Below are 23,210 nucleotides of genomic sequence, written 5' to 3'. Positions count from 1 at the left end.
AAATCAGACGCTCGCAAAGTAGTCCTGCAGAATGCGGGCATAGATGGATTTCAGCTGATGGATCTGCGCGACCTCGACCCGTTCATCCACCTGGTGCATCGTCTTGCCGACCAGGCCGAACTCCACCACCGGGCAATGATTTTTCACAAACCGCGCATCCGAAGTGCCGCCGGTGGTCGACAGTTCCGGCTTGCGGCCCGTCTCCGTCTCAACCGCCTGTGCGACCAGATCCGACAGTGGCCCTGGCGGGGTGATGAAGCTCTCGCCGGAGACTTTCACCTTCATCCCGATCTCCAGCCCGAACTCCGCGGCAACCTTGTCCGCCTCCTCCTGCAGCCACTCCGTCAGGCCGGCGCCGGAATGGGCGTCGTTGAAACGGATGTTCACAGTGGCGCGGCTTTGCGCCGGGATCACGTTTGTGGCGGTGTTGCCGGTGTCGATGGTGACCACGGCCAGGGTGGACGCATCGAAATGCTCGGTGCCCTGGTCCAGCTCATGGCTGGCCAGCCGGTCCATCAGCCGCGCCATTGCATTCAGCGGGTTGTTGGCGCGGTGCGGATAGGCGGAATGCCCCTGCACGCCGGTCACCGTGAACCAGGCAGTCAGGGAACCGCGGCGGCCGATCTTGATCATCTCGCCCATCTCATTCGGGCAGGTGGGTTCACCCACCAGGCAGACCGACATCTTCTCACCCTGGCGCTCCATGTAGTCCAGCAGCGCAGTGGTGCCGTCTTCCGCGTCGCCTTCCTCGTCGCCGGTGATGGTCAGAATGATGGCGCCATCCGGCGGGGTCTCCTTGACGAAATCAATGGCAGCAGCAGCAAAGGCGGCGACCCCAGATTTCATGTCAGTGGCGCCGCGGCCGTACATGAACCCGTCTCTCTCTTCCGCGCCAAAGGGCGGCATGGTCCAAGCGGCTTCATCCCCCAGAGGCACCACATCGGTATGGCCATTGAAGCCGAAGGTTTTGGCGTGCCCCTTGGCACCCCAGCGGGCGAACAGATTAGAGACGTCGCCACGGTCGGCGCGGGTGCACTCAAAGCCTGCCGCGCTCAGCAGCTTTTCCAGCAGCACCAGAGCGCCGCCTTCTTCCGGCGTGACCGAAGGGCAGCGGATCAGATCGGCGGTCAGGCGGGCGGGGTCGGTTTGCGGCATAGACAGGCTCCTGATGTTCCGTTGGCCACAGGCCTAGCGCGGATCGGCACACGGCGCAATTCACGCAAATGCCAACGCAGCCGGAGCGGTTGCAGCAGCCGTGCAAGGTCTTCATGACGGACGCGCGCGCGTGGTTCCGGCGGAAGCAGGCCGCACAGCCGCCCGTCTGTGCCCGGGCCACGCGTTTACCCCTTCGCGCCAAGGCGCTTGCGTGAAAAAGGCGAACCGCCTAAGGACGTTAAAACCGTCCCAGAGGCCCATCCGAGCGTTCCCGTGCTGTACCTCCGCCTGATCACCGCCGCCTTCCTCCTGCTGTGGGGGCAATTGCTGTCTGCGCAGGTACTGACGGTCAACACTGTCACCCGGCCGCCGTTCTCGATGGTGGCGGAGGGGCGCGACACCGGTTTCTCGCTTGAACTCCTCAAGCTCCTGGCAGAGCGGCTTGACTGGGAGTACCGCATCAACCGCACGGACAGTTTTGCTGGCATGCTGGACGGCGTCCGCAGCGGCGAAGCCGATCTGGCCGCCGCAAATATCTCGATCACCGCCTCGCGCGAGGTGCTGATGGACTTCAGTCAGCCGATCTTCGAAAGCGGCCTGCAAATCATGATTCAGGCCGATGAGATCCGCCAGCCGTCACTGGTGCGGGCGCTGCTTTCTTGGGACCTGGCTGCTGCGATCGGCATCGCCTTTCTGCTGCTGTTCGGCGGCGGCATGGTGATGTGGGCCTTTGAACGCCGCGCCCAGCCCTATTTCGACCGCCCCTTGAAAGAGGCCTGGTTTCCCTCCTTCTGGTGGGCGCTGAACCTTGTGGTGAACGGCGGGTTTGAGGAACGGGTGCCGCGCACGCCGGTCGGGCGCGTGTTCGGGGTGGTGCTGGTGGTGTCCTCGCTGTTCATCGTCTCGGTCTTTGTTGCCAAGATCACTGCGGTGATGACGGTGGAGGCGATCAGCGGCTCAGTGAACTCGGTGAACGACCTCTATGGCAAATCCGTAGGCACCATCGACGGCTCCACCGCCGCCGGGTTCCTGAACCGGCGCGAGATCGACTATTCCGCCTATGCCGGGCTGGAAGACATGCTGGCAGGGTTTGAACGTGGAGACGTGACCGCTGTAGTCTTTGATGCGCCGGTGCTGAATTACTACGTCCAGCAGGGCGGCCACCAATACGGCCACACAATCGGCCAGCCCTTCCTGCGCGAAAATTACGGCCTGGTGTTCCCGGCCGGCTCGCCGCTGGTGGAGGAGGTCAATCAGGCGCTCCTCGCGATGCAGGAGGACGGCAGCTACGACACCCTCTACCGCAAATGGTTCGGCAGCCAGAACTGAGGCCGGCTCTCAGTGGAACACCGGCTCCTCACCGTCGAAGAACGGGGTCATCTGCGCCACGATCACCGCGTTCTCCTCCAATGCCCGCTGCATCAGCGCGCGTTCCTCGTCGCCGATCTCATGGCCCTCGGACTCGCGCTCTTCCAGCGTGCCATAACCGGTTACATCCAGCGGCGCGGTATCGGCCTGTTTGAGGATCGCCACGGTCTCGCGCACCGCCTCGGCTTCGTCCACGCCGGAGGCATAGATCATCAGCGCCGCACCTGTGGCACCGTCGGGTAGCCCGTCCCCGTCCTTGCGGCCGATCTGGACAAGCAGGGTATAGACTTGCTGGCGGGAGGGTTTCTTCTTTTCCATGCCGCCGCCATAGCGCCGGGGCAGGGGGATGGTCAATCAAATAGCGCGGGCAGCGCAGGCCGGTTGAGCAGGAAACGGAAGGCTTGCGGTATTTCACCTCTCCGCATTATGGCTGGGCTTATCCGATTGTCAGAAGGATAGCCCGATGCGCATCTCCGCTTTAACCGCTCAGGCAGTGCCTTGGAAGAACGGCGGCGGTGTGACCCGCGAACTGGCCGTGCACAAGGAAGGCGGCCGGAAGGTCTGGCGCCTCAGTCTGGCGGAAATCGCCCAAAGCGGCCCGTTTTCCGCCTTTCCGGGACTCGCCCGTATCCATTGCGTTGTCGAAGGCGCTGGCCACACCCTGTCCAACGACAGCACGCAGCTGGAGGCCCGGCCTCTGGAGCCACTGTGCTTCGATGGCGGAGTGGATTTGCACTGCCGCTTGCGAGATGGGCCCTGCAGGGCGTTCAACGTGATCTACGACCCGGGACGGGTGACGGCAGAACCCAGAATTCTGGCAGACGGCCTAGTTCCGGGTCCGGAAAGCTGGCAAGTGCTGTTAGTGGTCTCCGGCAGCGTGGAGATGGCAGGTACAGACCGTCTCGGCCCCGGAGAAGGTGTCGTGACGGAGAGCGCCGCCAGCGCGGTGATCACCGGCGGCGGTGCTGTCATCCAAGTGCGGTTTTTGCCAGTTTAGAGGCTGTAGAGCAGCTCTTTGACTGCCGTCTTGTAGCCTGCAATCACGCTGTCCCGCGCGATATGACGGCCTTGCTGCACCACATGGCGGCCTGCGCTCCAGACGTCGGTCACAGTGTCATCTCCTGCCGCAAAGCAGAGCCCGTCCAGCAGTTGCTCCGGCTCCAGCGCACAAAGAGCGGGCACGCCGCTGTCAATTGCCGCCAGATCCGCCAGCGCGCCTTCCTCGATCCGCCCGCCATCGCGCCCCAGCGCCTGCGCCCCGCCCTTGGCCGCGCCCAGGTACAGAGTCTCACCAACCGAGCCCTCGCCCGGTACCAGAACGTTGCGCGCCAGGTCGCGCAGGCGCTGGGAATATTCCAGCGTCCGCAGCTCCTCCGGCAGCGAAATCCGCACGTTAGAATCGGACCCGACCCCAAAGGCCCCATCATGCGCCAGGTATTCCACACCGTTGAACGGGCCGTCGCCCAGGTTGGCCTCAGTGATCGGGCAGAGGCCTGCAACGGCGCCGGAGCGGGCCATGCCGATGGTTTCAGCACTGGTCATATGGGTGGCGTGGATCAGGCACCATTTGCCATCCACGGGCACGTTTTCCAGCAGCCATTCTACAGGCCGCGCGCCCAGCCAACCGCTGATGTCCGCCACTTCCTTGGGCTGTTCGGCGATGTGGATATGCACGGGCAGCCCGTCCTGGATCTGCAGCACCTCCGCCAGATCCTCGGGGCAAGTGGCCCGCAGCGAATGAGGTGCGATACCAACGCTCGCATCCTCCGGAAGGTCCCGTGTGGCAATTTCGCGGGCGCGGCTGACGAGCGCGGAGAACTCTGCGACTGAGTTGCCAAACCGCTGCTGCCCCCCGCTCAGAGCCTGTTTTCCAGCCCCGCCATAGCTATAAAGCACTGGCAGGTGGGTGAGGCCGATGCCGGTCTGGCTGGCTGCGGCAAACACCCGCTCGCTAAGTTCCGTCATGGACCCGAACTGCGCGCCGCCGGGCCGGTGGTGAACGTAGTGAAATTCGCCAACGGAGGCGTAGCCCGCTTCCAGCATTTCCATGAAGACCAGCGCGGCGATAGCCTCATACTGTTCAGGGGTGATGCGGTCCATGAAGCGGTACATCAGCTCGCGCCAGGTCCAGAAACTGTCCTTCCCAGCTGCGCGGTACTCGGTCATCCCGGCCATGGCGCGCTGAAAGCTGTGCGAATGCAGATTGCCCAGCGATGGCAGCAGCGCGTCCACCTTGGCATCCCCTGCCTGCGGCGCGGCACCGGTTTCCAGGGACGAAATCCGGCTATTCTCAACCGTCAGCCGGAGGTTCTCAGCCCATCCCTTAGGCAGGCGGGCGCGCTGGGCAAATATGGTCTGCATCTGACCCTCTTATGTGTAGATGTAATACTATTAGCGGCAGGCTTATTGCGCGGCAAGGGTTTTGCATAGGAGGGGCGCTGCCCCTCGGCCTGACGGCCTCACCCCGGGATATCTCCGGGCCAGATGAATAGAGGATCTAGTTTTCATCTGGCTGGAAATATCCTGGGGTTTGGGGCAAAGCCCCTGCCGCCGGAGGCAAAAGAAAAACGCGCCCGGCAAGGGGCGCGTTCCTGTCGTTCAGAATTTCAGCGCGGATCAGTCGCGCAGCAGCTCGTTGATGCCGGTCTTGGAGCGGGTCTTCTCATCAACACGCTTCACGATCACCGCGCAGTATAGGCTGATGTTGTTCTTCGACGGCATCGAGCCCGCCACAACCACGGAGTAGGGTGGCACTTCGCCATACATCACTTCGCCGGTCTCACGGTCGACGATCTTGGTCGATTTGCCGATGAACACGCCCATGCCCAGAACCGAGCCTTCGCGCACGATGCAGCCTTCGACCACCTCGGAACGGGCGCCGATGAAGCAGTTGTCCTCGATGATGGTGGGGCCTGCCTGCATCGGTTCCAGCACGCCGCCGATGCCGACGCCGCCCGAGAGATGCACGTTCTTGCCGATCTGCGCGCAGGAGCCGACGGTGGCCCAGGTGTCGACCATGGTGCCTTCATCGACATAGGCGCCGAGGTTCACGAAGGAGGGCATCAGCACCGCGCCGGGCGCGATATAGGCGGACTTGCGGACCACGCAGTTCGGCACCGCGCGGAAGCCGGCGGATTTCCAGTCAGCTTCGCCCCAGCCGGCAAATTTGCTGTCGACCTTGTCCCACCAGCCGCCGGCTTGCGGGCCGCCTTCCTGGATTTCCATGTCCTTGATGCGGAAGCCCAGCAGCACGGCCTTCTTGGCCCACTGGTTCACGTGCCAGTCGCCGCTTTCCAGCTTCTCGGCCACCCGCAGCTGACCGGAATCGAGCGCGTTCAGGGTGTCTTCGATAGCGTCACGCTGTTCGCCGGTGGTGGCGGGGGTGATGGTGTCGCGCGCCTCCCAGGCGGCTTCGATCGCTGCTTCCAGCTGGGCGTTGGACATGGGGGTTCCTCCGGCATCGGTTTGAGTCGCAGCTTCATAGCGGCAATCTGCCGGCAGGTCATGTCCGGATTGCGTCCAAATTGCCGCTGCTGACGGCGTTTTGCGGGGTTCCAGCCGGTCAGCGCACCCGGCGCAGGTGGCGGCGCAGGGTATCGCAGGCGGCGGCGGGATCGCGGCGGGTCATCGCCTGGACGATGGCGGCGTGGTCGGCGTCCACCCGGCGGGTCCACTGGTGCTGCCAGTTGGCAAACAGGTGCCGGGCAGCGGCGATATGCAGATCGTCGATTGAGGCCAGCAGCCGCGGCATCGCACAGGGCGCCAGGATCACCCGGTGAAACGTGCGGTTCAGGCGCTCCCAGCTAGCCATGTCCTCTGCTGCGTCGCAGGCCAGCCGGGCGGCCTCAGCTGCCTCGATATCCCCGGGTGTCAGGCGGGCAAACGCGTGGGTGAGGGCCAGCACCTCCAGCGCCACCCGCATCTCGATCACTTCGCGGATCTCCGACGGGTCCAGCGCGCTGACCCTGGTGCCGCGGCGGGGTTCGGATTTGGCCAGCCCATGCGCTTCCAGCCGCAAAAGCGCCTCGCGCACCGGCACATGGCTGGCCTCGAACTCGCGGGCGATATGGTCCTGGCGCAGTTTTTCCCCGGCGGCCAGGCTGCCGGTGATGATGCGCTCGCTCAACGCCTGGTAGATCGTATCGGCAATGGTTGCAGACATGTAATGGCGATACCGGGGCGGCTCTCTACCCGCAAGGATTATCCCAGCGGATCCGGGGCGATGTTGCCGCCGCAGATTTGCACCGCCACCCGCTCGCCCGGTGCCGGCCGGTAGGCGCCGCACATCAGCGCCGCCAGCGCCGTTGCGCCTGCTGGTTCGACCAGGATCCGCCGATCGCGCCAGAGCGCCGTCTGGGCTTCGGTAATGGCGCTGTCCGGCACAGTCAGAGAAGTGATGCCCTGCGTTGCCGCAAGCTCAAAGCAGATGCTGCCGATGCGCTTGGCGCCCAAGGCGTTGGCCGCAACGCCGGAGACGTGAACATCGACAGGCTGTCTTGCCGCAAGTGCCGCGTTCAGCGCGCAGGAGGTTTCCGGCTCCACCGCTATGATCTTCCGGGAGCCCTGGAACCAGGCCAGCGCGCCGCCGATCAGCCCGCCGCCGCCGACGGCAATCAGCAGTGTGTCGGCCTCCAGCCCTTGGGCCTGCCATTCGGCAAAGCAAGTGCCCTGGCCGGCAACGGTGGCAACCGCGTCATAGGCGTGAACCTGCATGGCGCCGGTTTCCTGCTCGTAAGCCTCCGCCCGCTCCAGCGCGTTGGCATAGGCGCCGGGCACCACCTGCAGATCGGCGCCGGTGCGTTCGATCAGGGAAATTTTGGCAGGGCCTGCCATCTCCGGCACATAGATCCGCGCTTTGTGGCCCAGCTGGTGCGCTGCATAGGCCGCGGCGGCACCGTGATTGCCGCCCGAGGCGGCGACCAGCCCGGCTGCCGGCACCTGTTGGCTCAGCAGTGTGTTAAAGGCGCCGCGGGCCTTGAAGCTGCCGGTGTGCTGCATATGCTCCAGTTTCAGCTCCACCGGAAACGGCAGTCCGAAGCCCTGTGTTTGCATCACCGGGGTGCGCTGCACATGGGGGCGGATGCGCTCTGCCGCTGCGGTGATTTCTTTCTGCCAGTCCATGCGCTGCCCTCCTGCCTGCTGCTCCGGAACCTTAGCCGCGCGGGGTCCGGACGCAAGCGGAACGGCGCGTTCTGATGCATTCTTGATTGGCGCTAACGGCCGAGGGCGGTTACAAAGGAAGTCCTTTAATTTTTTACCTGGATTGCCCATGACCGAAGACCGCCACAGCCGTTTCAGCGATGCCCATACCGACCGGAACCGGGCAGAGCATGTGCCCGCCACGCCGCAGACACGGTCGCCTGCCTACCGTCTGGCTTTCGCTGATCAGGAGTTCATGTACCGGGAGGAGCTGCGCCCGGTGCGTTTGCAGCTGGAGCTTCTGAAACCGGAGCTGATGCTGAACGAGCGCGGCATCGAAAGCACCATCGTGATGTTCGGCGGCGCCCGTATTCCGGATCCGGAGCACAAGGATAAGGCGCGCACCCAGACGCTGGCAGATCTGTCGCACTTCTACGATGAAGCGCGTGAATTCGCACGGCTGATGACGGAAAAGTCAAAGCGCAGCGGTGGTCGTCAGAATGTCGTGGTGACCGGCGGCGGACCCGGTGTGATGGAGGCCGGCAATCGCGGTGCAGCGGATGCGGGCGGCCATTCCATCGGCCTGTCGATCGTTCTTCCGCATGAGCAGGCGCCCAACGGCTATGTGACGCCGGATCTCAGCTTCAATTTCCACTATTTCGCGATCCGCAAGATGCATTTCCTGATGCGGGCGCGGGCGATCAGCGTGTTCCCGGGCGGGTTTGGCACCCTGGACGAGCTGTTCGAGAGCCTGACACTGATCCAGACGGGCCGCATGGAGCGGGTGCCCTTCCTGCTGTTCGGCAAGCAGTTCTGGGACAAGATCATCAACTGGGAGGCGCTGGCCGATGCCGGCACCATTTCCGATCAGGATCTGGACCTGTTCCGCGCGGTCGACACCGCCCAGGAAGCGGTTCAGATCATTGACAACTGGGAACCGGCGCCGCCGCGCGAAACCCTTCCCGGGCGCGAACGCTGAGCGCGCAAACTGAACTCAGCTGCGGCCGGGCTCAGGCCAGCTCCGGCGGCAGCGTGCCGATTTCGTCCCCGGTGGTCAGCCGGGTCAGAACCGGGGTGCCTGCCACGGTCTTCACTGCGTAGCCATATCCGCGCAGGCGGAATCTCCACTCCCGCGGGCTGAGCGCTTTCTGCCGCTCGCTGCGGATCAGTTCCAGAACGCTGGGGTCAACGGGCGGGGCCTGCTTGTCTACCGGTGCCATTAGACGATTACCTTTCAAAACATTTGTCCATGTATTGGAAACTGTCCCGGGCAAATGGCGGAATTCGCGCCGGTCTTGGGAAAAAATAGGGCGGCGGCTGACTGGTGCTTTCCGGCAACAGAGAGCCCGCCACAGTGCCAGAACAGCAGGTGGCAGTCTTTCGCCCCGGCAGTCCCGTGCGGCAGCATAGAAAATAATGTTCATTGAATTGCAGCTGTGTTCAGGCATCTGAGATTTGCACCCCAGACGCGAACGGAATTCGCCCGGAATCGGGCTAAACTTGGCCACATTTGCAAACAAAAACTTACCGGCGGTCGAACAGTGGAGAGACTTGATGTCCGAGGTAACAGACTACACGGCGCTATTGGCGTACACGTCAAACGACAGTTTCCGCTGGAACAGCCTGGCTGATCTGGGGACCAGCTCAGTTGTGACCTACAGTTTCACGAGCGCCAGTGATCTGGGCGACGCAAGCAGCGACCCCTATGGGGCGTCCAGCTATTGGGCCTTCGACAGCCAGCAGCGTGAATATTTCCGCAGGGCCTTGGAAGAGTTTGAAGAAGCTTCAGGCGTGATCTTCGTCGAAACCGACGGTCCGGCCATGATCAATGTCTTTGGCTATGATGGCGGTTCGGCAGCCGGGTGGGCGGATTATCCCTGGGCCAGCAGCTACTCGACAAACGAAGGCCGCCTGGCGATTGAGGGCGGCAATATTATGCCCGGGTCTTTCGGCTATGAGACTGTTCTGCACGAAATCGGCCACGCGCTGGGACTGAAGCATCCGCATGACGGCGACACCACTTTGGCAGATCACCTGGATACCCAGGCAAACACTGTGATGACCTATACTTATGCCGGGTACAACGTGACTGAGCTGGGAGCCTTTGACGTGCAGGCCCTGCAGCATATCTACGGCAGCAGCGCGGGTACCGCAGAGTGGAGCGTGCGGGTCAAATCCAGCGGCATGGTCGTGATCGACACCGGCACCGCAGCTGAAACCGTTTTGGCGGTCGGCCAGGCTACCAAGATTCTAGGCCGCGGCGGCAGCGACACACTGGTTGGCCGCGAAGCCGGCGACCGGCTGATTGGCGGCGCTGGTCTGGATACCCTCGTCGGGGGCTACGGCGAGGACTGCCTGATCGGCGGCAAGGGAGCGGACGTCCTGATCGGCGGCCTGGACGATGATGAATATTCCGGCAGCACAAATGAGGCGGACAAGCTGGTTGGCGGCGGCGGCTGGGATACTCTCTCCGGCGGAGCCGGAGATGACACGCTGGTGGGCGGTAACGGCCGCGACCGCCTGGTCGGCGGCGACGGATCGGACCAGCTGACAGGCGGCCGCCACGCGGACACCTTTGTTTTTGTGTCGGCTGATTACTACGAACAGGAAGTGATCACGGATTTCGGGCGCGGCGGCGACAGGATCGAATTCTCCGGCACCTCTGTGGACGAGTTCGGTGACCTGTTGATCAGCCAAAGCGGCGGCAGCACGTTCATCAGCTACTACGGACACTACGAGATAGAGCTTACCGGCTTCACCGGCACACTCACCCAGGACGACTTTCTCTTTACCTAAGGCAGCCGGGGACCCTGCCGCGCAGGGGCCGGAGCCGGGTCACTTCATCCCGGCTTCGGCCTCGATCTGCTTGCGGCTCTTGCGGGCGCGTTCGGTCGCTGACTTCAGCTGGCCGCAGGCCGCCATGATGTCATCGCCGCGGGTCTTGCGGATCGGGGAGGCATAGCCGGCCTGATAGATGATATTGGCAAACGCCCGAATGCGGTTGTTCGAAGACCGCTTGTACGGGCTGCCGGGCCATTCGTTGAACGGGATCAGGTTGATCTTGGCCGGGATGTTGTAGCGCTTGATATGGTCGATCAGCCGGTGCGCGTCCTCGTCCGAGTCGTTCACGCCGTCCAGCATCACGTATTCAAAGGTGATCCTCTCAGAGTTTGACGCCTTGGGGTAGTCCGCGAGCGCCTGCAGCAGCGCGTCGATGTTCCAGCGCTTGTTGATCGGCACCAGCACGTCGCGGGTTTCGTTGGTGGTGGCGTGGAAGGAAATTGCCAAAAGGCAGCCGATTTCCTGCGCCGTGCGCGCAATTTCCGGCACAACGCCGGAGGTCGACAGCGTGATCCGGCGGCGGCTCAGGGAGATGCCTTCCGGGTCCATTGCAATTTTCATCGCGTCACGGACATTCTCGAAGTTGTACAGCGGCTCGCCCATGCCCATCAGCACAATGTTCGACAGCAGACGCGTTTCCTCCTTGGGGGTGCCGGGCGTGGGCCATTCCTCCAGATCGTCGCGCGCCATCATCACCTGGCCGACGATTTCAGCCGGGGTCAGGTTGCGCACCAGCTTCTGAGTGCCGGTGTGGCAGAAGGAGCAGGTCAGCGTGCAGCCCACCTGAGAGGAAATGCACAGGGTGCCGCGGTCTTCTTCGGGGATATAGACCACCTCAACCTCATGGCCGCCGGCAATGCGCACCAGGTACTTGCGGGTGCCGTCGGTCGACACCTGCTTGCTCACCACTTCGGGGATACGGATTTCAAACGTCTCCGCCAGCTGCGCGCGGTAGGCCTTGGCAAGGTTGGTCATCTCGCCAAAGTCGCGTTTGCCCCACTGATAAATCCACTGCCAGATCTGGCCGACCCGCATTTTGGCCTGCTTCTCCGGCGTGCCGTGTTCGATCAGCACCTCGCGCATCTGATCGCGGGTCAGGCCGACAAGATTGATCTTGCCGCCCTCGGGATCCTTGCGGGGCAGGGTCAATACGTCTTGAGTGATCGGCGCGCTGGCGGTCATGGCTTTCGGACTCGATGCTGATGGGCGGATGCGGCTCTATATAGGATTCTGACCGAAGATCAAAAGGAATCCTGCCAAATTGCTTGCATAGCGGCTACCCGGCATAGCGCATCAGCTCATCAATCCTGGCGCGGCCCAGCTTTGTCCAGCAGGAACGGATCGCAATGCCCGTTCCGGAGCCGCCGCCATATGTCGCTCCGACAAAGGCGCAATGCTCCGCCCGGTAGGCCTCCCAAGCGGTTTGCCCTGCCTCGAGTGCAGAAACTGCGGCGCTTCGGCCGGTGGCTTTGTCGAGTTCTTCTGCAGCATCCATGGCAAAGCCCAATGCCGCGGCGAGCGCAGCCTCCACGCGCTCCTCGTCTTTGGCAACGCACTCGCCCACTTCCACCTGAGAGCCGGCATCGCTGCACTCAAGCAAGGGGTCGGCGAAAACGGGTTGTGCCAGCAAAAACAGTAAACCGAAAACGCTGCGCAGCATGGCGTAATCCTCCCGTTCCCATGCTACGCGCCTCGCGGCCTTCAAACAAGAAAACCCCGGCGCGGGCCGGGGTTTACTGAAAACCGATGCGGACAGCGCTTACTTGCTGCAGCGCTTCTCGGCGTCTTCCACAGCGGCGGTAAAGCCCAGCAGAGAGAAAGTATCCTTGGTCTGGGTGCCGCGGGCGGAGCGCGCGGTCAGCACCGCATCGGTGCCGCGCTTCATCGCGGTGATGATCTTGGCGTCATCCGCGGGTGTCGCCGGCCAGGCCCATTCGCCTTCGGTGAACAGTTCATACTCGGAGTCGCCGATCGCCAGGTTGACGGTGGAACCGGGCGCAAACGGATAGCCGCCGGTAAAGCTCACCTCGCCCTTGGGGGTGGCGTCTTCGCGGAAGGTGACAAACAGCTGGATCTCGCTGCGGCGCACCGCCACCACGCGGCCGTCGCGGGTGTTCACTGTTTCCTTAGGTGCGGACACGCCCCAGCATTCGCTCGGGCTTTCACCTTCGAACACACTCCAGTCGACCTTTGCGGCGACCCGGTTCTTCGAAGTTTCCTGCGCAGATGCGGTGGTTGCCAATGCTGCCAGACACAGGCCCGCAGCCACGCGGGCGAGTTTCAATGCCATTTGTCCCGACTCCAAGACTGTTCTTTTACCTCAAAACCAAGCAAAGGGCCCGCAGCGTTTCATCCGCTGTCTGGTCCCGATCCCCTCGCTTGCGCTACACAAGCACACTAACGTAACAAGCACCACGGGCGAAAGTGCGTTTTGGCAGGATTTCGCCAACAAAACATAAGGGGAGAGATCATGCCGAAACCTGTGCCCATGGCCGAAGTCTGGCGCGGCCCGCTGCTGGAGAGCCTGCATCTGGGTCATGCCGTCATCTGCGATGCCTCCGGGCAGGTGGTGCGCAGCTGGGGCGACCCCGATGCGGTGATTTATCCGCGCAGCTCGGCCAAGATGATCCAGGCGCTGCCGCTGATCACCTCCGGTGCCGCCGCGCGCTACGGCCTCACCTCCGAGCAGCTGGCGCTGGCCTGCGCCTCTCACAATGGTGCCCTTATCCACACGGACCGGGTGAACAGCTGGCTCGATCAGCTGGGGCTATCGGACGACGATTTCCGCTGCGGTCCGCAGCTGCCGGATGACATTCCCGCCCGCAATGAACTGATCAAATCCGACAGCAGCCCCTGCCAGGTGCACAACAATTGCTCAGGCAAGCACGCGGGTTTCCTGACCCTGACCCAGTACCTCGGCGCCGGGACGGAATATATCGAGATGGATCACCCGGTGCAGCAGGCCTGCCTGGCGGCGTTTGAGGAAACCACCGGCCAGGACAGCCCCGGTTACGGAATCGACGGCTGCTCGGCCCCGAACTTTGCCACCACCGTCACCGGGCTGGCCCGTTCGATGGCCTGGTTTGCCAGCGCCGCGGACCGCTCCGACCGCGCATCCGAGGCGGCGCAGCAGCTGGTCGCAGCAATGACCGCGCACCCTGAGCTGGTGGCCGGCGAAACCCGCTGCTGCACCAACCTGATGCGCGCGATGGGCGGCAAGGTCGCAATCAAGACCGGCGCCGAGGCGGTATTTATCGCCATCCTGCCGCAACAAAAGCTGGGCGTGGCGCTCAAGATCACAGATGGCACCACCCGCGCCAGCGAATGTGCGATTGCGGCGCTGCTGGTCAGCCTCGGCGTGCTGGACGCAGAACACCCGGAGACCCGCAAATACATGAACAAGATTCTCTACAGCCGACGTGGGCTGGAATGCGGTTCAATCCGCCCCGCGGCGGAACTGCTGTTCTGAAATGAAATGCCCCGGTTCAGGACCGGGGCATTTCTTCTTACATCTCCATCTCGATGATCTCGGCAATTTCGACCGAGCCGCTGCCGTCCACCACCATCGGGCAGCCCTTGGCCATCTCGCAGGCCGCGTCCTGGTCCACCGCCTGGACTACCGAATAACCCGAAACCGGATTGGCGCCCCCATTGTCCGCCACGCCGCCAGCGCTGACGGTCTTGGACATGCCTACCGGGGCGCCCGGCACCTTCAGTGCATCGCCCATCGAGCCCATCCAGCTCTTCCAGGACTCCATCACCTTGGCGCCTTCCTCCTCGCTCTCCGGGGTTTTGCCGCCGTGGTAGACAAAAATGAACTCTGGCATCGGTCTTCTCCCTTGGTTGCGGTGAAACGTGTGCTTCATGTGTCTGCGGCCAGCCGGGTCTCCAGCTTGCGCAGGGTCGAGGTCCAGCCCTCTTCATGGCGTGCGGCGATCTCATCGTCACTTAGATCGCGGTGATCAATCAGAAGCATGGCGCCGTCCCCGGCCGCAGCGACGGTGAAGGTCACATGGCTCTCTGCGCCGCGGCTGTCGTCCTCATCGTGCCAGGCCCAGGTGAAGCCGACAGATCTCGGCACATCCACATGGGTCACCTGGCCGGAGACATGGAACCGCTGCCCGTCGCTGTTCTGCATGACGGAATGCCAGGGCCCGGTGCGGCTGAGGTCCAGATCGTGTTCCGGAATGCTAACCCCCTCCGGTCCCCACCATTTCAGCAGCTTGTCCGGTGTGGTCACCCACGCGAACAATGTTTCCGGGCTGACTGGGAAGATTCTCCGCAACTGCAAATCACTCATGCACGGTCCTCCATCAGGGCCGCTTCCAAACGGTCCAGGCTGCCGTCCCAGAACGCTTTGCGGGACTGGGTCCATTCGGCAATCATCCTGAGGCCCTCGGGCCGGGCGGAATAGAGCCGCCTAGTGCCATCGGCGCGCTGGCTCACCAGCCCGGCCTCGCGCAGCACCTTCAGATGCCGCGATATGGCCGGCGCTGAAATTCCGGCGCCGGGTGCCAGATCGCCTGCGGGTAGCTCGCCTTGCTTGATCAACTGATCGACAATCGACATGCGGGTTTCGTCCGACAGGGCGGCGAAGGATTTTAGCAGAGGAGTCATGAGACCATTATTAACTATATTGTTAAATAATGGAAGCTATTATTCTTCCTCTGAGTAAGACCAGCTGAAATTGCGCGCCGGGTGTGTTTTACTAAGCGTGTGCTCCCGCCCGTCGTCAGCCTGTTCTGCGAACCGGCATCCTCCCGTTGGGCCCGGCGCTGCGCGTTTGCGCAGCGCCGGGCCCAAGGCCGCCAAGGGGTGGCTGCGCCAGCAGCCGCACCTGCGGGCGCGGGAGTTCCCCGGATCCCGATCCGGGGAGCGGTCTCAGCCTTGAAAATCGTCCTGGGAATAACCCTGGATATACAGCAGCGCCGTCAGGTCGCCGTGGTTGATCCGGATATCGCATTCCGCCGCAACCGAGGGCTTGGCGTGCAGCGCAACACCGGCGCCTGCGCGTTTCAGCATCCCCAGATCGTTGGCGCCGTCGCCCACCGCAATCACATCCGCCTCAGTGATCCCCAGCCGGGCCGTGATCTGCTCCAGCGCCTCCACCTTGGCCTCGCGGCCCAGGATCGGCCGCGCCGCTTCACCGGTCAGCCTGCCGCCTTCCGCCAGCAGAGTGTTGGCCCGGTTCTCGTCAAAACCCAGCTCCGCCGCGACGCGTGCGGTAAACGCCGTGAACCCGCCCGAGACCAGAGCCGCATAGGCGTCATTTGCCTTCATCACCGACAGCAGCTGCTTGCCGCCGGGCATCAGGGTGATGCGCTCCTCCAGAACCTTGGTGATCACCGTCTCCGGCAGCCCCTGCAGCAGGCCGACCCGCTCGATCAGCGCGCCCTCGAAATCCAACTCGCCGTTCATCGCCCGGGCGGTGATCTCCTTGACCCGCGCGCCGACGCCGGCCTCCTCGGCCAGTTCGTCGATGCACTCCTGCTGGATCATGGTCGAGTCCATGTCGGCCAGAAGCATCTTCTTCTTCCGGCCTTTCACCGGCTGGATCACCAGGTCCACACCCATCTGCTGCAGATCTTCCCAGACCGGCCAGCGGTTGTCCGGCATCTGCTCCAGCGCAAACTCGGCCGCCACACCCGGCGCCAGCCAGATGGCCTCGCCGCCGCCCCAGGCATTGCGCAGCGATTCGGGCAAGGCGGGCTCCAGCACCGGGCTGGCGGGATTGCAAAGCAGGCTGGCAACAAACATCGGCGGGCTCCGTTTCCTTTGGATACCCCTTGTCATAACGGGCCGCCGGGGCATCGGCCAGACGGCAAAAAGCCGTTCAAAACAGAGGCCGTCATAAGGAGCGGTCCTTTTCGCCGTTTCAGGGCGGCTGTTTCCGATGGTGGAAAATCATGTCGCAAAAAATGCACCAACAGCCGCATTCTGTTGAAATATTTGTTGCATGCCGCGCTGCAGCAGCCTAGCTCTGTACCCGGGACACCCCTCCCCAACGAGGGGCGCTTATCTGGAAGGGTAGCATTGATGGCTATTGCACAACCGGCATCGCGGCCGGCCAATCCGCGTTTTTCTTCGGGCCCTTGCGCCAAACCTCCCGTCTTTGATCTGTCAAAACTGTCCGGCGCGCCGCTGGGCCGCTCGCACCGCGCTGCCGTTGGCAAGGAGAAGCTGAAGGCGGCGATTGAAGGCACCCGGGAGATCCTGAATATTCCCGCAGGCTATAAAATCGGCATCGTGCCCGCCTCCGACACCGGCGCGGTTGAAATGGCGATGTGGAACCTGCTTGGCGCCCGCGGCACTGAGATGCTGGCCTGGGAAAGCTTCGGTTCCGGCTGGGTCACCGACGTTGTGAAACAGCTCAAGCTGGACGCCACCGTCAAAACCGCCGACTACGGCCAGATCGTCGACCTCGGCTCTGTCGACTTCACCAATGACGTTGTCTTCACCTGGAACGGCACCACCTCCGGCGTGCGCGTTCCCAACGGCGACTGGATCCCGGCGGACCGCGAAGGCCTCACCATCTGCGACGCGACCTCTGCGGCCTTTGCGCAGCACCTGCCCTGGGACAAACTGGATGTGACCACCTTCTCCTGGCAGAAGGTGCTGGGCGGCGAAGCGGCGCACGGAATGATCATCCTCAGCCCCCGCGCGGTGGAACGGCTGGAAAGCTACACCCCCGCCTGGCCGCTGCCCAAGATCTTCCGCCTGACCAAAGGCGGCAAGCTGATCGACGGCATTTTCCAGGGCGCCACCATCAACACGCCCTCGATGCTGGCGGTGGAGGATTACCTTCTGGCGCTCGACTGGGCGCGGTCCATCGGCGGTATGGAAGGTCTGCGCGAACGCGCCTATGCCAACCTGGCCGCGGTGCAAAGCTTTGTGCAGGACAACCCCTGGATCGCCTTCCTTGCGGAACAGCCGGAATACCGCTCCAACACTTCGGTCTGCCTCAAGTTCACCGACGAGCGCATCCAGGACGGCGCCGCCTTTGCCAAGGCTGTGGCCAAGCGTCTGGAAAACGAAGGCGTGGCCTATGACATCGGTGCCTACCGCGACGCGCCTCCGGGCCTGCGCATCTGGTGCGGCGGCACGGTTGAGGCCGCCGACGTGGCAGCCCTGATGCCTTGGATCAAATGGGCCTTTGAGGCCGAGATTGCCGCGCAAACCGAAGCGGCCTGAAGAATGGACTTGCCGGGGCGCTAGCCCCGGATCGCCCCCGACCCGCCCCCCCAGGGCGGGGGCGATTGCGCCCCCACCCCCGGACCGGGCGCGATCCTCATCTCTTCGGGGGAACTGTATCAACATCCGGCCATACCGGCCCCCGCATAAAGGACCACACACATGGCTCCCAAAGTACTCATCTCCGACAAACTGTCCGAGGCCGCCGTCCAGATCTTCCGCGACCGCGGCATTGACGTCGACTTCCTGCCCGACGTGGGCAAGGACAAGGAAAAACTGGCTGAAATCATCGGCCAGTACGACGGCCTCGCCATCCGCTCCGCCACCAAGGTGACGGAAAAGATCCTGGAGAACGCCGATAACCTCAAGGTGATCGGCCGCGCCGGCATCGGCACCGACAACATCGACAAAGAAGCTGCCTCCAAGCGCGGCGTCATTGTGATGAACACCCCCTTCGGCAACATGATCACCACCGCCGAACACGCCATCGCCATGATGTTCGCGGTTGCCCGCCAGCTGCCGGAGGCCTCCGCCTCCACTCATGCCGGCAAATGGGAAAAGTCCAAGTTCATGGGGGTTGAGCTGACCGCCAAGACCCTGGGTGTGATCGGCGCCGGCAACATCGGTGGCATCGTCTGCGACCGCGCCCGCGGCCTCAAAATGAAGGTGGTTGCTTATGACCCCTACCTGAGCACCGAAAAGGCCGACAAGATGGGCGTCGAAAAGGTGGAGCTGGATGAGCTGCTGGCGCGCGCCGACTTCATCACCCTGCATGTGCCGCTGACCGACCAGACCCGCAACATCCTCTCTAAGGAAAACCTGGAGAAGACCAAGAAGGGCGTGCGCATCATCAACTGCGCCCGCGGCGGCCTGGTGGATGAGGCAGCGCTGGCGGAGCTGCTGACCTCCGGCCATGCGGCAGGCGCCGCCTTTGACGTGTTCTCGGAGGAGCCGGCCAAGGAAAACGCGCTGTTCGGCCTGCCCAACGTGGTCTGCACCCCGCACCTGGGCGCCGCCACCACCGAGGCGCAGGAAAACGTCGCCCTTCAGGTGGCCGAGCAGATGTCCAACTACCTGCTGACCGGCGCCGTTGAAAACGCGCTCAACATGCCGAGCGTCACCGCCGAGGAAGCCAAGGTCATGGGCCCCTGGATCAAGCTGGCCGACCACCTCGGCAGCTTCGTCGGCCAGATGACCGATGAACCGATCAAGGCGATCAACATCCTCTATGACGGCGTCGCGGCGGGCATGAACCTGGACGCGCTGAACTGCGCGGTCATCGCGGGCATCATGAAACGTTCCAACCCCGAGGTGAACCTGGTCTCCGCCCCGGTGGTCGCCAAGGAGCGCGGTGTCCAGATCTCCACCACCAACCAGGACAAGTCCGGCGCCTTTGACGGCTACATCAAGGTGACCGCGGTCACCTCCAAGCGCGAGCGCTCTGTGGCGGGCACCGTGTTCTCCGACGGCAAGCCGCGGTTCATCCAGATCAAGGGCATCAACATCGAGGCGGATGTGGGAGCGCATATGCTCTACACCACCAACGAGGACGTGCCCGGTATCATCGGCACCCTGGGCCACACTCTGGGCGACAATGGCGTCAACATCGCCAACTTCACCCTGGGCCGCTCCGAGGCCGGCGGTGAGGCCATTGCGCTGCTCTACGTGGATGAGCCCGTCCCGGCTGAGATCCGCGCCAAGCTTGCCGAAACCGGCCTGTTCAACCAGATCAAGCCGCTGGAGTTCGACGTCGTCTGACGATGCTGGCTTAAGACCGCAGAAGCCCCCGCGGCAGTGGCGGGGGCTTTTTCAATGCCCCTTCCGACGCGCTAACAACGCCCTTTCGGGCCGGTGCCGCAGCACAACCGCGGCAAAGAGCAGCATCGACAGCAGTGCCGCTACCGATCCCGCCTGCGCCATCGTCTCACCGCGCTCCTGGATGGCCAGCGGAATGCCCGGCACAAGCAGCACCAGCGCCAGCGATGCCGTTGCCAGATGCAGCCGCGGCAGCACGCCACCGGCTGCCGCCGGCAGCAGGTGGTAATAAAACGCATAGATCGAACAGCTGACCCAGCCCAGCAGGTTCAGATGCCCATGCGCCGGCGACAGCAGGTGGTCCTGGCTCGCCGACATCTGGATGCCCCAGACCATGCCGCCAAGCGCCGAAACCACCGCCGCCAGCATGAACCACCGCGCAACTCCGACCATGACCAACCCTCCCGGCTCTGACTGTCTGCAAGTGTCTTGCCCGATAACATGCAGCGCCAGTGCCGGATTGCCAGCCGCCCGCCTGTTTTCCCGGGGTTGAGCCTGCCGCCGCAATACGCCATCAATCCGCCACACCCCGCAGCAAGGAGCCGCCATGACCGCCCCCCTTTACGCCATCGGCGACATCCACGGCCAGCTGGAGATGCTGGAACAAACGCTGGCCTTGATCGAGGCCGACGGCGGCCCGGGCGCCCGCATCGTCTTTCTCGGCGATTACACGGACCGCGGCCCCGACAGCCGCGGGGTGATCGACCGGCTGATTGCCGGCCAGGAACAGGGCAGGGACTGGATCTGTCTCAAGGGCAACCACGACCGGATGTTTGAATGGTTCCTGGAGGAGACACCCCGCCACGACCCGCATCTGCTGATCGGTTACCATTGGCTGCATGAGCGGATCGGCGGAGTTGAGACGTTGGCCAGCTACGGGCTGACATTCGAAGACCGCACCCGGCTCGACGATCTGCACGCCCGGACCAAGGAAGTGATTCCGGCGCGGCACGCCGAATTCCTGCGCAGCCTTCCTGCTCTGCACGAGACGCCGGAGCTAGCCTTTGTGCACGCCGGGATACGTCCCGGAGTGCCTCTTGCCCAGCAGCATGAGGACGACCTGGTCTGGATCCGGCAGCCGTTCCACGACCACACCGGCCCCCATCCGAAGCTGGTCGTGCATGGCCACACACCAGTGGAGAAGCCCAGCCACTATGGCAACCGCGTCAATCTCGACAGCGGCGCCGGCTATGGCCGCCCGCTCACCGCTGCGGTGTTCGAGGGCAGCGACTGCTGGCTGCTGACAGACGCGGGCCGCCAGCCACTGACACCCTGACTCTTCCCCTGTTCATCTGGCTGAAAATACCCTGGGGGTGAGGCCGCAAGGCTGAGGGGGCAAAGCCCCCTCAAACAGCCCTCATGTCCAGTTCAGCACAACCTTGCCGCTGGACCCGGATTTCATCGCCGCAAACCCTGCGGCAAAATCATCCACTCCAAACCGGTGGGTGATCACCCGGCTCACATCCAGGCCGTTCTGCAGCATGGCGATCATCTTGTACCAGGTCTCGAACATCTCGCGCCCGTAGACGCCTTTGATGGTGATCGCCTTGAACACAATGCGTGACCAATCGACCGGAGATTTCCCCGGCGGAATGCCCAAGAGGGCAATCTTGCCGCCCATCACCAGCGCCTCCACCATCTGATCCAGCGCCGCCTGGCTGCCGGACATCTCCAGCCCGACGTCAAAGCCCTGCTTCATGCCCAGCTCTTGAATCACATCCTGCAGCTCTTCCTTGGACACATCCACCGTGCGCACCGCCGGCACCACATGCGCGGCCAGCGTCAAACGGTCCGGGTTGATGTCGGTGATTACCACATGCCGCGCGCCGGCATGTTTCGCCACCGCCGCCGCCATAATGCCAATCGGGCCGGCCCCGGTGATCAGCACATCCTCCCCCAAAAGATCAAAGCTCAGCGCCGTGTGCACCGCATTGCCCAGCGGGTCGAGAATGGCGCCGATCTCGTCCGGAATATCATCCGGCAGCGGCACCACGTTGAAAGCCGGCAGCTTCAGATACTGGGCAAAGGCGCCCTGCTCATTCACCCCGATGCCGCGGGTGCCGGGGTCCAGGTGGAACTTGCCGGCACGGCTCTGGCGCGAATCCGTCTTGATCAGATGCCCCTCGCCGGAACAGCGCTGGCCCACCGCCAGATCGGTGACATTACGCCCGATCTCGACAATCTCGCCCGCAAACTCGTGCCCGGTGATCATCGGCACCGGCACGGTGTGGGCGGCCCATTCGTCCCAGTTCCAGATATGGATGTCAGTACCGCAGATGCCGGTCTTCTTCACCTTGATCAGCACCTCGTCCGGGCCGATCTCCGGCACCGGCGCCTGCACCATCCACAGGCCTTCCTCGGGGCGGCTCTTCTCCAGCGCCTTCATCGTGTTCGGACGGTTCATCAGATCACCCCCAGTTCCCTGCCCACCTTGCCAAAGGCCGCCAGCGCCCGGTCCAGCTCCTCTCGCGTCAGCGCCGCATTCATCTGTGTCCGGATCCGCGCCTGGCCGCGCGGCACCACCGGGAAGAAGAAGCCGGAGACATAGACGCCCTCGTCAAACAGTTTTGCCGCCATATCCTGCGCCAGCTGCGCTTCGCCCAGCATCACCGGGATGATCGGATGCTCACCCGGCAGCAAGTCAAAGCCCAGCTTTTCCAGCCCCGCACGCCAATATTTCGCATTTTCGAACAACTGCGCCCGCAGATCGTCCCCTTTCTCCACTAGCCGGATCGCCTCCAGCCCGGCAGCAACAATCGATGGCGGCAGCGAATTGGAGAACAAATAGGGCCGCGCCCGCTGCCGCAGCAGGTCGATCACTGGCTGCGGCCCGGCGATATAACCGCCGATGGCCCCCCCAAGTGCTTTGCCCAATGTCCCTGTGACGATATCCACGTCCACCCCGAAATGCTCCGGCGTGCCCGCACCCGTCGCGCCCATAAAGCCGGTGGCGTGGCAGTCATCCACCATGACGATGGCATCATATTTGTCCGCCAACGCCCGGATCTCCGGCAGCTTCGCCAGATAGCCGTCCATTGAGAACACGCCGTCCGTGGCGATCATGATATGCCGCGCGCCGTCCTCGCGCGCCTGCTTCAGCCAGGCCTCCAGGTCGTTCATGTCGCTGTTCAGGTAACGGTAGCGTTTGGCCTTGCACAGCCGGATGCCGTCGATGATCGAGGCATGGTTCAGGCTGTCCGAGATGATCGCATCCTCCGGCCCCAAGAGCGGCTCAAACAACCCGCCGTTGGCGTCGAAACAGGCGGCAAACAGGATCGCGTCATCCTTGCCGAGGAACTTCGCCAGGCGGCTTTCCAGCTCCCGGTGAATGTCCTGGGTACCGCAGATGAACCGGACCGAGGCCATGCCGAACCCTTTCGGCTCCATCGCGTCCTTGGCGGCCTTGATCAGGGCAGGGTGGTCGGCCAGACCCAGATAGTTGTTGGCGCACAGGTTGATAACCTGACGGTTGCCGCCAGCACCATTCTGAACGGTGATCTCGCCCCCCTGCGGGGAGGTGATCATTCGCTCGCGCTTGTACAGCCCCTCAGCCTCGATCTGGGCCAGCGTGTTGGAGATGTCGGTCAGAAAAGCAGTGGACATGCGCAAACTCCTTTGGTGTCTCGAGTCGCGTGTCTATCATAGCGGATACGTTTCCGGAATACAGGATTTCAGGATTGCGGAAAAATATCCGTGAAACT

At 63.4% G+C, this 23,210-nt stretch carries 25 protein-coding genes; 8 read left to right on the top strand and 17 right to left on the bottom strand.

What is annotated here, in order from left to right; genetic code table 11:
• Positions 1-3: 3 nt before the first annotated feature.
• Positions 4-1,155 carry a succinyl-diaminopimelate desuccinylase gene (dapE, locus tag CAER_RS0113020; protein ID WP_027235761.1) on the bottom strand — a complete coding sequence of 384 codons (1,152 nt, stop codon included), beginning with the start codon at positions 1,153-1,155 and terminating at the stop codon, positions 4-6.
• Positions 1,156-1,428: 273 nt separating this feature from the next.
• Here dapE and CAER_RS0113015 point away from each other — a divergent pair, with 273 nt between their 5' ends.
• Complete coding sequence (locus tag CAER_RS0113015) at positions 1,429-2,484, top strand: transporter substrate-binding domain-containing protein (RefSeq protein ID WP_027235760.1); 1,056 nt, start codon at positions 1,429-1,431, stop codon at positions 2,482-2,484.
• 9 nt (positions 2,485-2,493) lie between these two features.
• Here the strand turns inward: CAER_RS0113015 and CAER_RS0113010 are convergent, their stop codons facing one another.
• Positions 2,494-2,841 (bottom strand): hypothetical protein, encoded by a 348-nt coding sequence (locus tag CAER_RS0113010; protein ID WP_027235759.1) that lies wholly within the window; start codon positions 2,839-2,841, stop codon positions 2,494-2,496.
• Positions 2,842-2,986: 145 nt separating this feature from the next.
• On the opposite strand from CAER_RS0113010, the gene CAER_RS0113005 reads away from it, so the two are divergent.
• A complete protein-coding gene (locus CAER_RS0113005) occupies positions 2,987-3,520 on the top strand; it encodes a HutD/Ves family protein (protein WP_027235758.1) in 534 nt (177 codons plus the stop codon).
• On the opposite strand, the gene CAER_RS0113000 is transcribed toward CAER_RS0113005, so the two are convergent.
• The 4 genes from CAER_RS0113000 to CAER_RS0112985 form a co-directional block, all read right to left on the bottom strand.
• Positions 3,517-4,884: a formimidoylglutamate deiminase gene (locus tag CAER_RS0113000; RefSeq protein ID WP_027235757.1), complete on the bottom strand. Its 1,368-nt coding sequence runs from the start codon at positions 4,882-4,884 to the stop codon at positions 3,517-3,519. The genes CAER_RS0113005 and CAER_RS0113000 overlap by 4 nt on opposite strands.
• Positions 4,885-5,139: 255 nt before the next feature.
• Positions 5,140-5,967: a 2,3,4,5-tetrahydropyridine-2,6-dicarboxylate N-succinyltransferase gene (dapD, locus tag CAER_RS0112995; protein ID WP_027235756.1), complete on the bottom strand. Its 828-nt coding sequence runs from the start codon at positions 5,965-5,967 to the stop codon at positions 5,140-5,142.
• A 118-nt stretch (positions 5,968-6,085) separates the two neighbouring features.
• Positions 6,086-6,685 (bottom strand): GntR family transcriptional regulator, encoded by a 600-nt coding sequence (locus CAER_RS0112990; protein ID WP_027235755.1) that lies wholly within the window; start codon positions 6,683-6,685, stop codon positions 6,086-6,088.
• A gap of 38 nt (positions 6,686-6,723) precedes the next feature.
• Entirely contained in the window at positions 6,724-7,644 is a 921-nt protein-coding gene (locus CAER_RS0112985; RefSeq protein ID WP_027235754.1) for a threonine/serine dehydratase, read from the bottom strand.
• A 148-nt stretch (positions 7,645-7,792) separates the two neighbouring features.
• Between CAER_RS0112985 and CAER_RS0112980 the strand changes: the two genes are divergently transcribed.
• The gene (locus CAER_RS0112980; protein WP_027235753.1) at positions 7,793-8,641 is read left to right on the top strand and encodes an LOG family protein; all 849 of its coding nucleotides are present in this window, start codon (positions 7,793-7,795) and stop codon (positions 8,639-8,641) included.
• Positions 8,642-8,672: 31 nt separating this feature from the next.
• On the opposite strand, the gene CAER_RS0112975 is transcribed toward CAER_RS0112980, so the two are convergent.
• Positions 8,673-8,882, bottom strand: coding sequence for a hypothetical protein (locus CAER_RS0112975; RefSeq protein ID WP_027235752.1), 210 nt, complete (start codon positions 8,880-8,882; stop codon positions 8,673-8,675).
• Between the two features lie 334 nt (positions 8,883-9,216).
• Between CAER_RS0112975 and CAER_RS0112970 the strand changes: the two genes are divergently transcribed.
• On the top strand, positions 9,217-10,458 hold the full coding sequence (locus CAER_RS0112970) for a zinc-dependent metalloprotease family protein (protein WP_027235751.1): 1,242 nt from the start codon (positions 9,217-9,219) through the stop codon (positions 10,456-10,458).
• 39 nt (positions 10,459-10,497) lie between these two features.
• Here CAER_RS0112970 and rlmN read toward each other — a convergent pair whose 3' ends face one another.
• From rlmN to CAER_RS0112955, 3 genes are all read right to left on the bottom strand, one after another.
• Entirely contained in the window at positions 10,498-11,685 is a 1,188-nt protein-coding gene (gene rlmN, locus CAER_RS0112965; RefSeq protein ID WP_027235750.1) for a 23S rRNA (adenine(2503)-C(2))-methyltransferase RlmN, read from the bottom strand.
• A 94-nt stretch (positions 11,686-11,779) separates the two neighbouring features.
• On the bottom strand, positions 11,780-12,163 hold the full coding sequence (locus tag CAER_RS0112960; RefSeq protein ID WP_051357779.1) for a lysozyme inhibitor LprI family protein: 384 nt from the start codon (positions 12,161-12,163) through the stop codon (positions 11,780-11,782).
• Positions 12,164-12,262: 99 nt separating this feature from the next.
• Positions 12,263-12,793: an invasion associated locus B family protein gene (locus CAER_RS0112955; protein WP_027235748.1), complete on the bottom strand. Its 531-nt coding sequence runs from the start codon at positions 12,791-12,793 to the stop codon at positions 12,263-12,265.
• A gap of 180 nt (positions 12,794-12,973) precedes the next feature.
• On the opposite strand from CAER_RS0112955, the gene CAER_RS0112950 reads away from it, so the two are divergent.
• Positions 12,974-13,972 (top strand): asparaginase, encoded by a 999-nt coding sequence (locus tag CAER_RS0112950; RefSeq protein WP_027235747.1) that lies wholly within the window; start codon positions 12,974-12,976, stop codon positions 13,970-13,972.
• Positions 13,973-14,009: 37 nt separating this feature from the next.
• Here the strand turns inward: CAER_RS0112950 and CAER_RS0112945 are convergent, their stop codons facing one another.
• The 4 genes from CAER_RS0112945 to serB form a co-directional block, all read right to left on the bottom strand.
• Positions 14,010-14,330 carry a YciI family protein gene (locus CAER_RS0112945; protein ID WP_027235746.1) on the bottom strand — a complete coding sequence of 107 codons (321 nt, stop codon included), beginning with the start codon at positions 14,328-14,330 and terminating at the stop codon, positions 14,010-14,012.
• Positions 14,331-14,365: 35 nt separating this feature from the next.
• The gene (locus tag CAER_RS0112940; RefSeq protein WP_027235745.1) at positions 14,366-14,803 is read right to left on the bottom strand and encodes an SRPBCC family protein; all 438 of its coding nucleotides are present in this window, start codon (positions 14,801-14,803) and stop codon (positions 14,366-14,368) included.
• A complete protein-coding gene (locus tag CAER_RS0112935) occupies positions 14,800-15,120 on the bottom strand; it encodes an ArsR/SmtB family transcription factor (protein WP_027235744.1) in 321 nt (106 codons plus the stop codon). The genes CAER_RS0112940 and CAER_RS0112935 overlap by 4 nt, the downstream gene beginning before the upstream one ends.
• Before the next feature lie 264 nt (positions 15,121-15,384).
• A complete protein-coding gene (serB, locus tag CAER_RS0112930) occupies positions 15,385-16,260 on the bottom strand; it encodes a phosphoserine phosphatase SerB (protein WP_027235743.1) in 876 nt (291 codons plus the stop codon).
• A gap of 279 nt (positions 16,261-16,539) precedes the next feature.
• Between serB and CAER_RS0112925 the strand changes: the two genes are divergently transcribed.
• Both CAER_RS0112925 and serA read left to right on the top strand, forming a co-directional pair.
• Positions 16,540-17,694, top strand: coding sequence for a phosphoserine transaminase (locus CAER_RS0112925; protein ID WP_027235742.1), 1,155 nt, complete (start codon positions 16,540-16,542; stop codon positions 17,692-17,694).
• A gap of 162 nt (positions 17,695-17,856) precedes the next feature.
• The gene (gene serA, locus CAER_RS0112920; RefSeq protein WP_027235741.1) at positions 17,857-19,452 is read left to right on the top strand and encodes a phosphoglycerate dehydrogenase; all 1,596 of its coding nucleotides are present in this window, start codon (positions 17,857-17,859) and stop codon (positions 19,450-19,452) included.
• Positions 19,453-19,503: 51 nt separating this feature from the next.
• Here serA and CAER_RS0112915 read toward each other — a convergent pair whose 3' ends face one another.
• Positions 19,504-19,902: a hypothetical protein gene (locus CAER_RS0112915; RefSeq protein WP_027235740.1), complete on the bottom strand. Its 399-nt coding sequence runs from the start codon at positions 19,900-19,902 to the stop codon at positions 19,504-19,506.
• A gap of 154 nt (positions 19,903-20,056) precedes the next feature.
• Here CAER_RS0112915 and CAER_RS0112910 point away from each other — a divergent pair, with 154 nt between their 5' ends.
• Positions 20,057-20,785 (top strand): metallophosphoesterase family protein, encoded by a 729-nt coding sequence (locus tag CAER_RS0112910; RefSeq protein ID WP_027235739.1) that lies wholly within the window; start codon positions 20,057-20,059, stop codon positions 20,783-20,785.
• 81 nt (positions 20,786-20,866) lie between these two features.
• Here the strand turns inward: CAER_RS0112910 and tdh are convergent, their stop codons facing one another.
• Positions 20,867-21,895: an L-threonine 3-dehydrogenase gene (gene tdh / locus CAER_RS0112905; RefSeq protein ID WP_027235738.1), complete on the bottom strand. Its 1,029-nt coding sequence runs from the start codon at positions 21,893-21,895 to the stop codon at positions 20,867-20,869.
• A 17-nt stretch (positions 21,896-21,912) separates the two neighbouring features.
• Entirely contained in the window at positions 21,913-23,112 is a 1,200-nt protein-coding gene (locus CAER_RS0112900; RefSeq protein ID WP_027235737.1) for a glycine C-acetyltransferase, read from the bottom strand.
• Between the last annotated feature and the right edge of the window lie 98 nt (positions 23,113-23,210).

Source organism: Leisingera caerulea DSM 24564, from assembly GCF_000473325.1.
GTDB lineage: Bacteria > Pseudomonadota > Alphaproteobacteria > Rhodobacterales > Rhodobacteraceae > Leisingera > Leisingera caerulea.
This window is presented reverse-complemented; position numbering and strand designations above follow the sequence as displayed.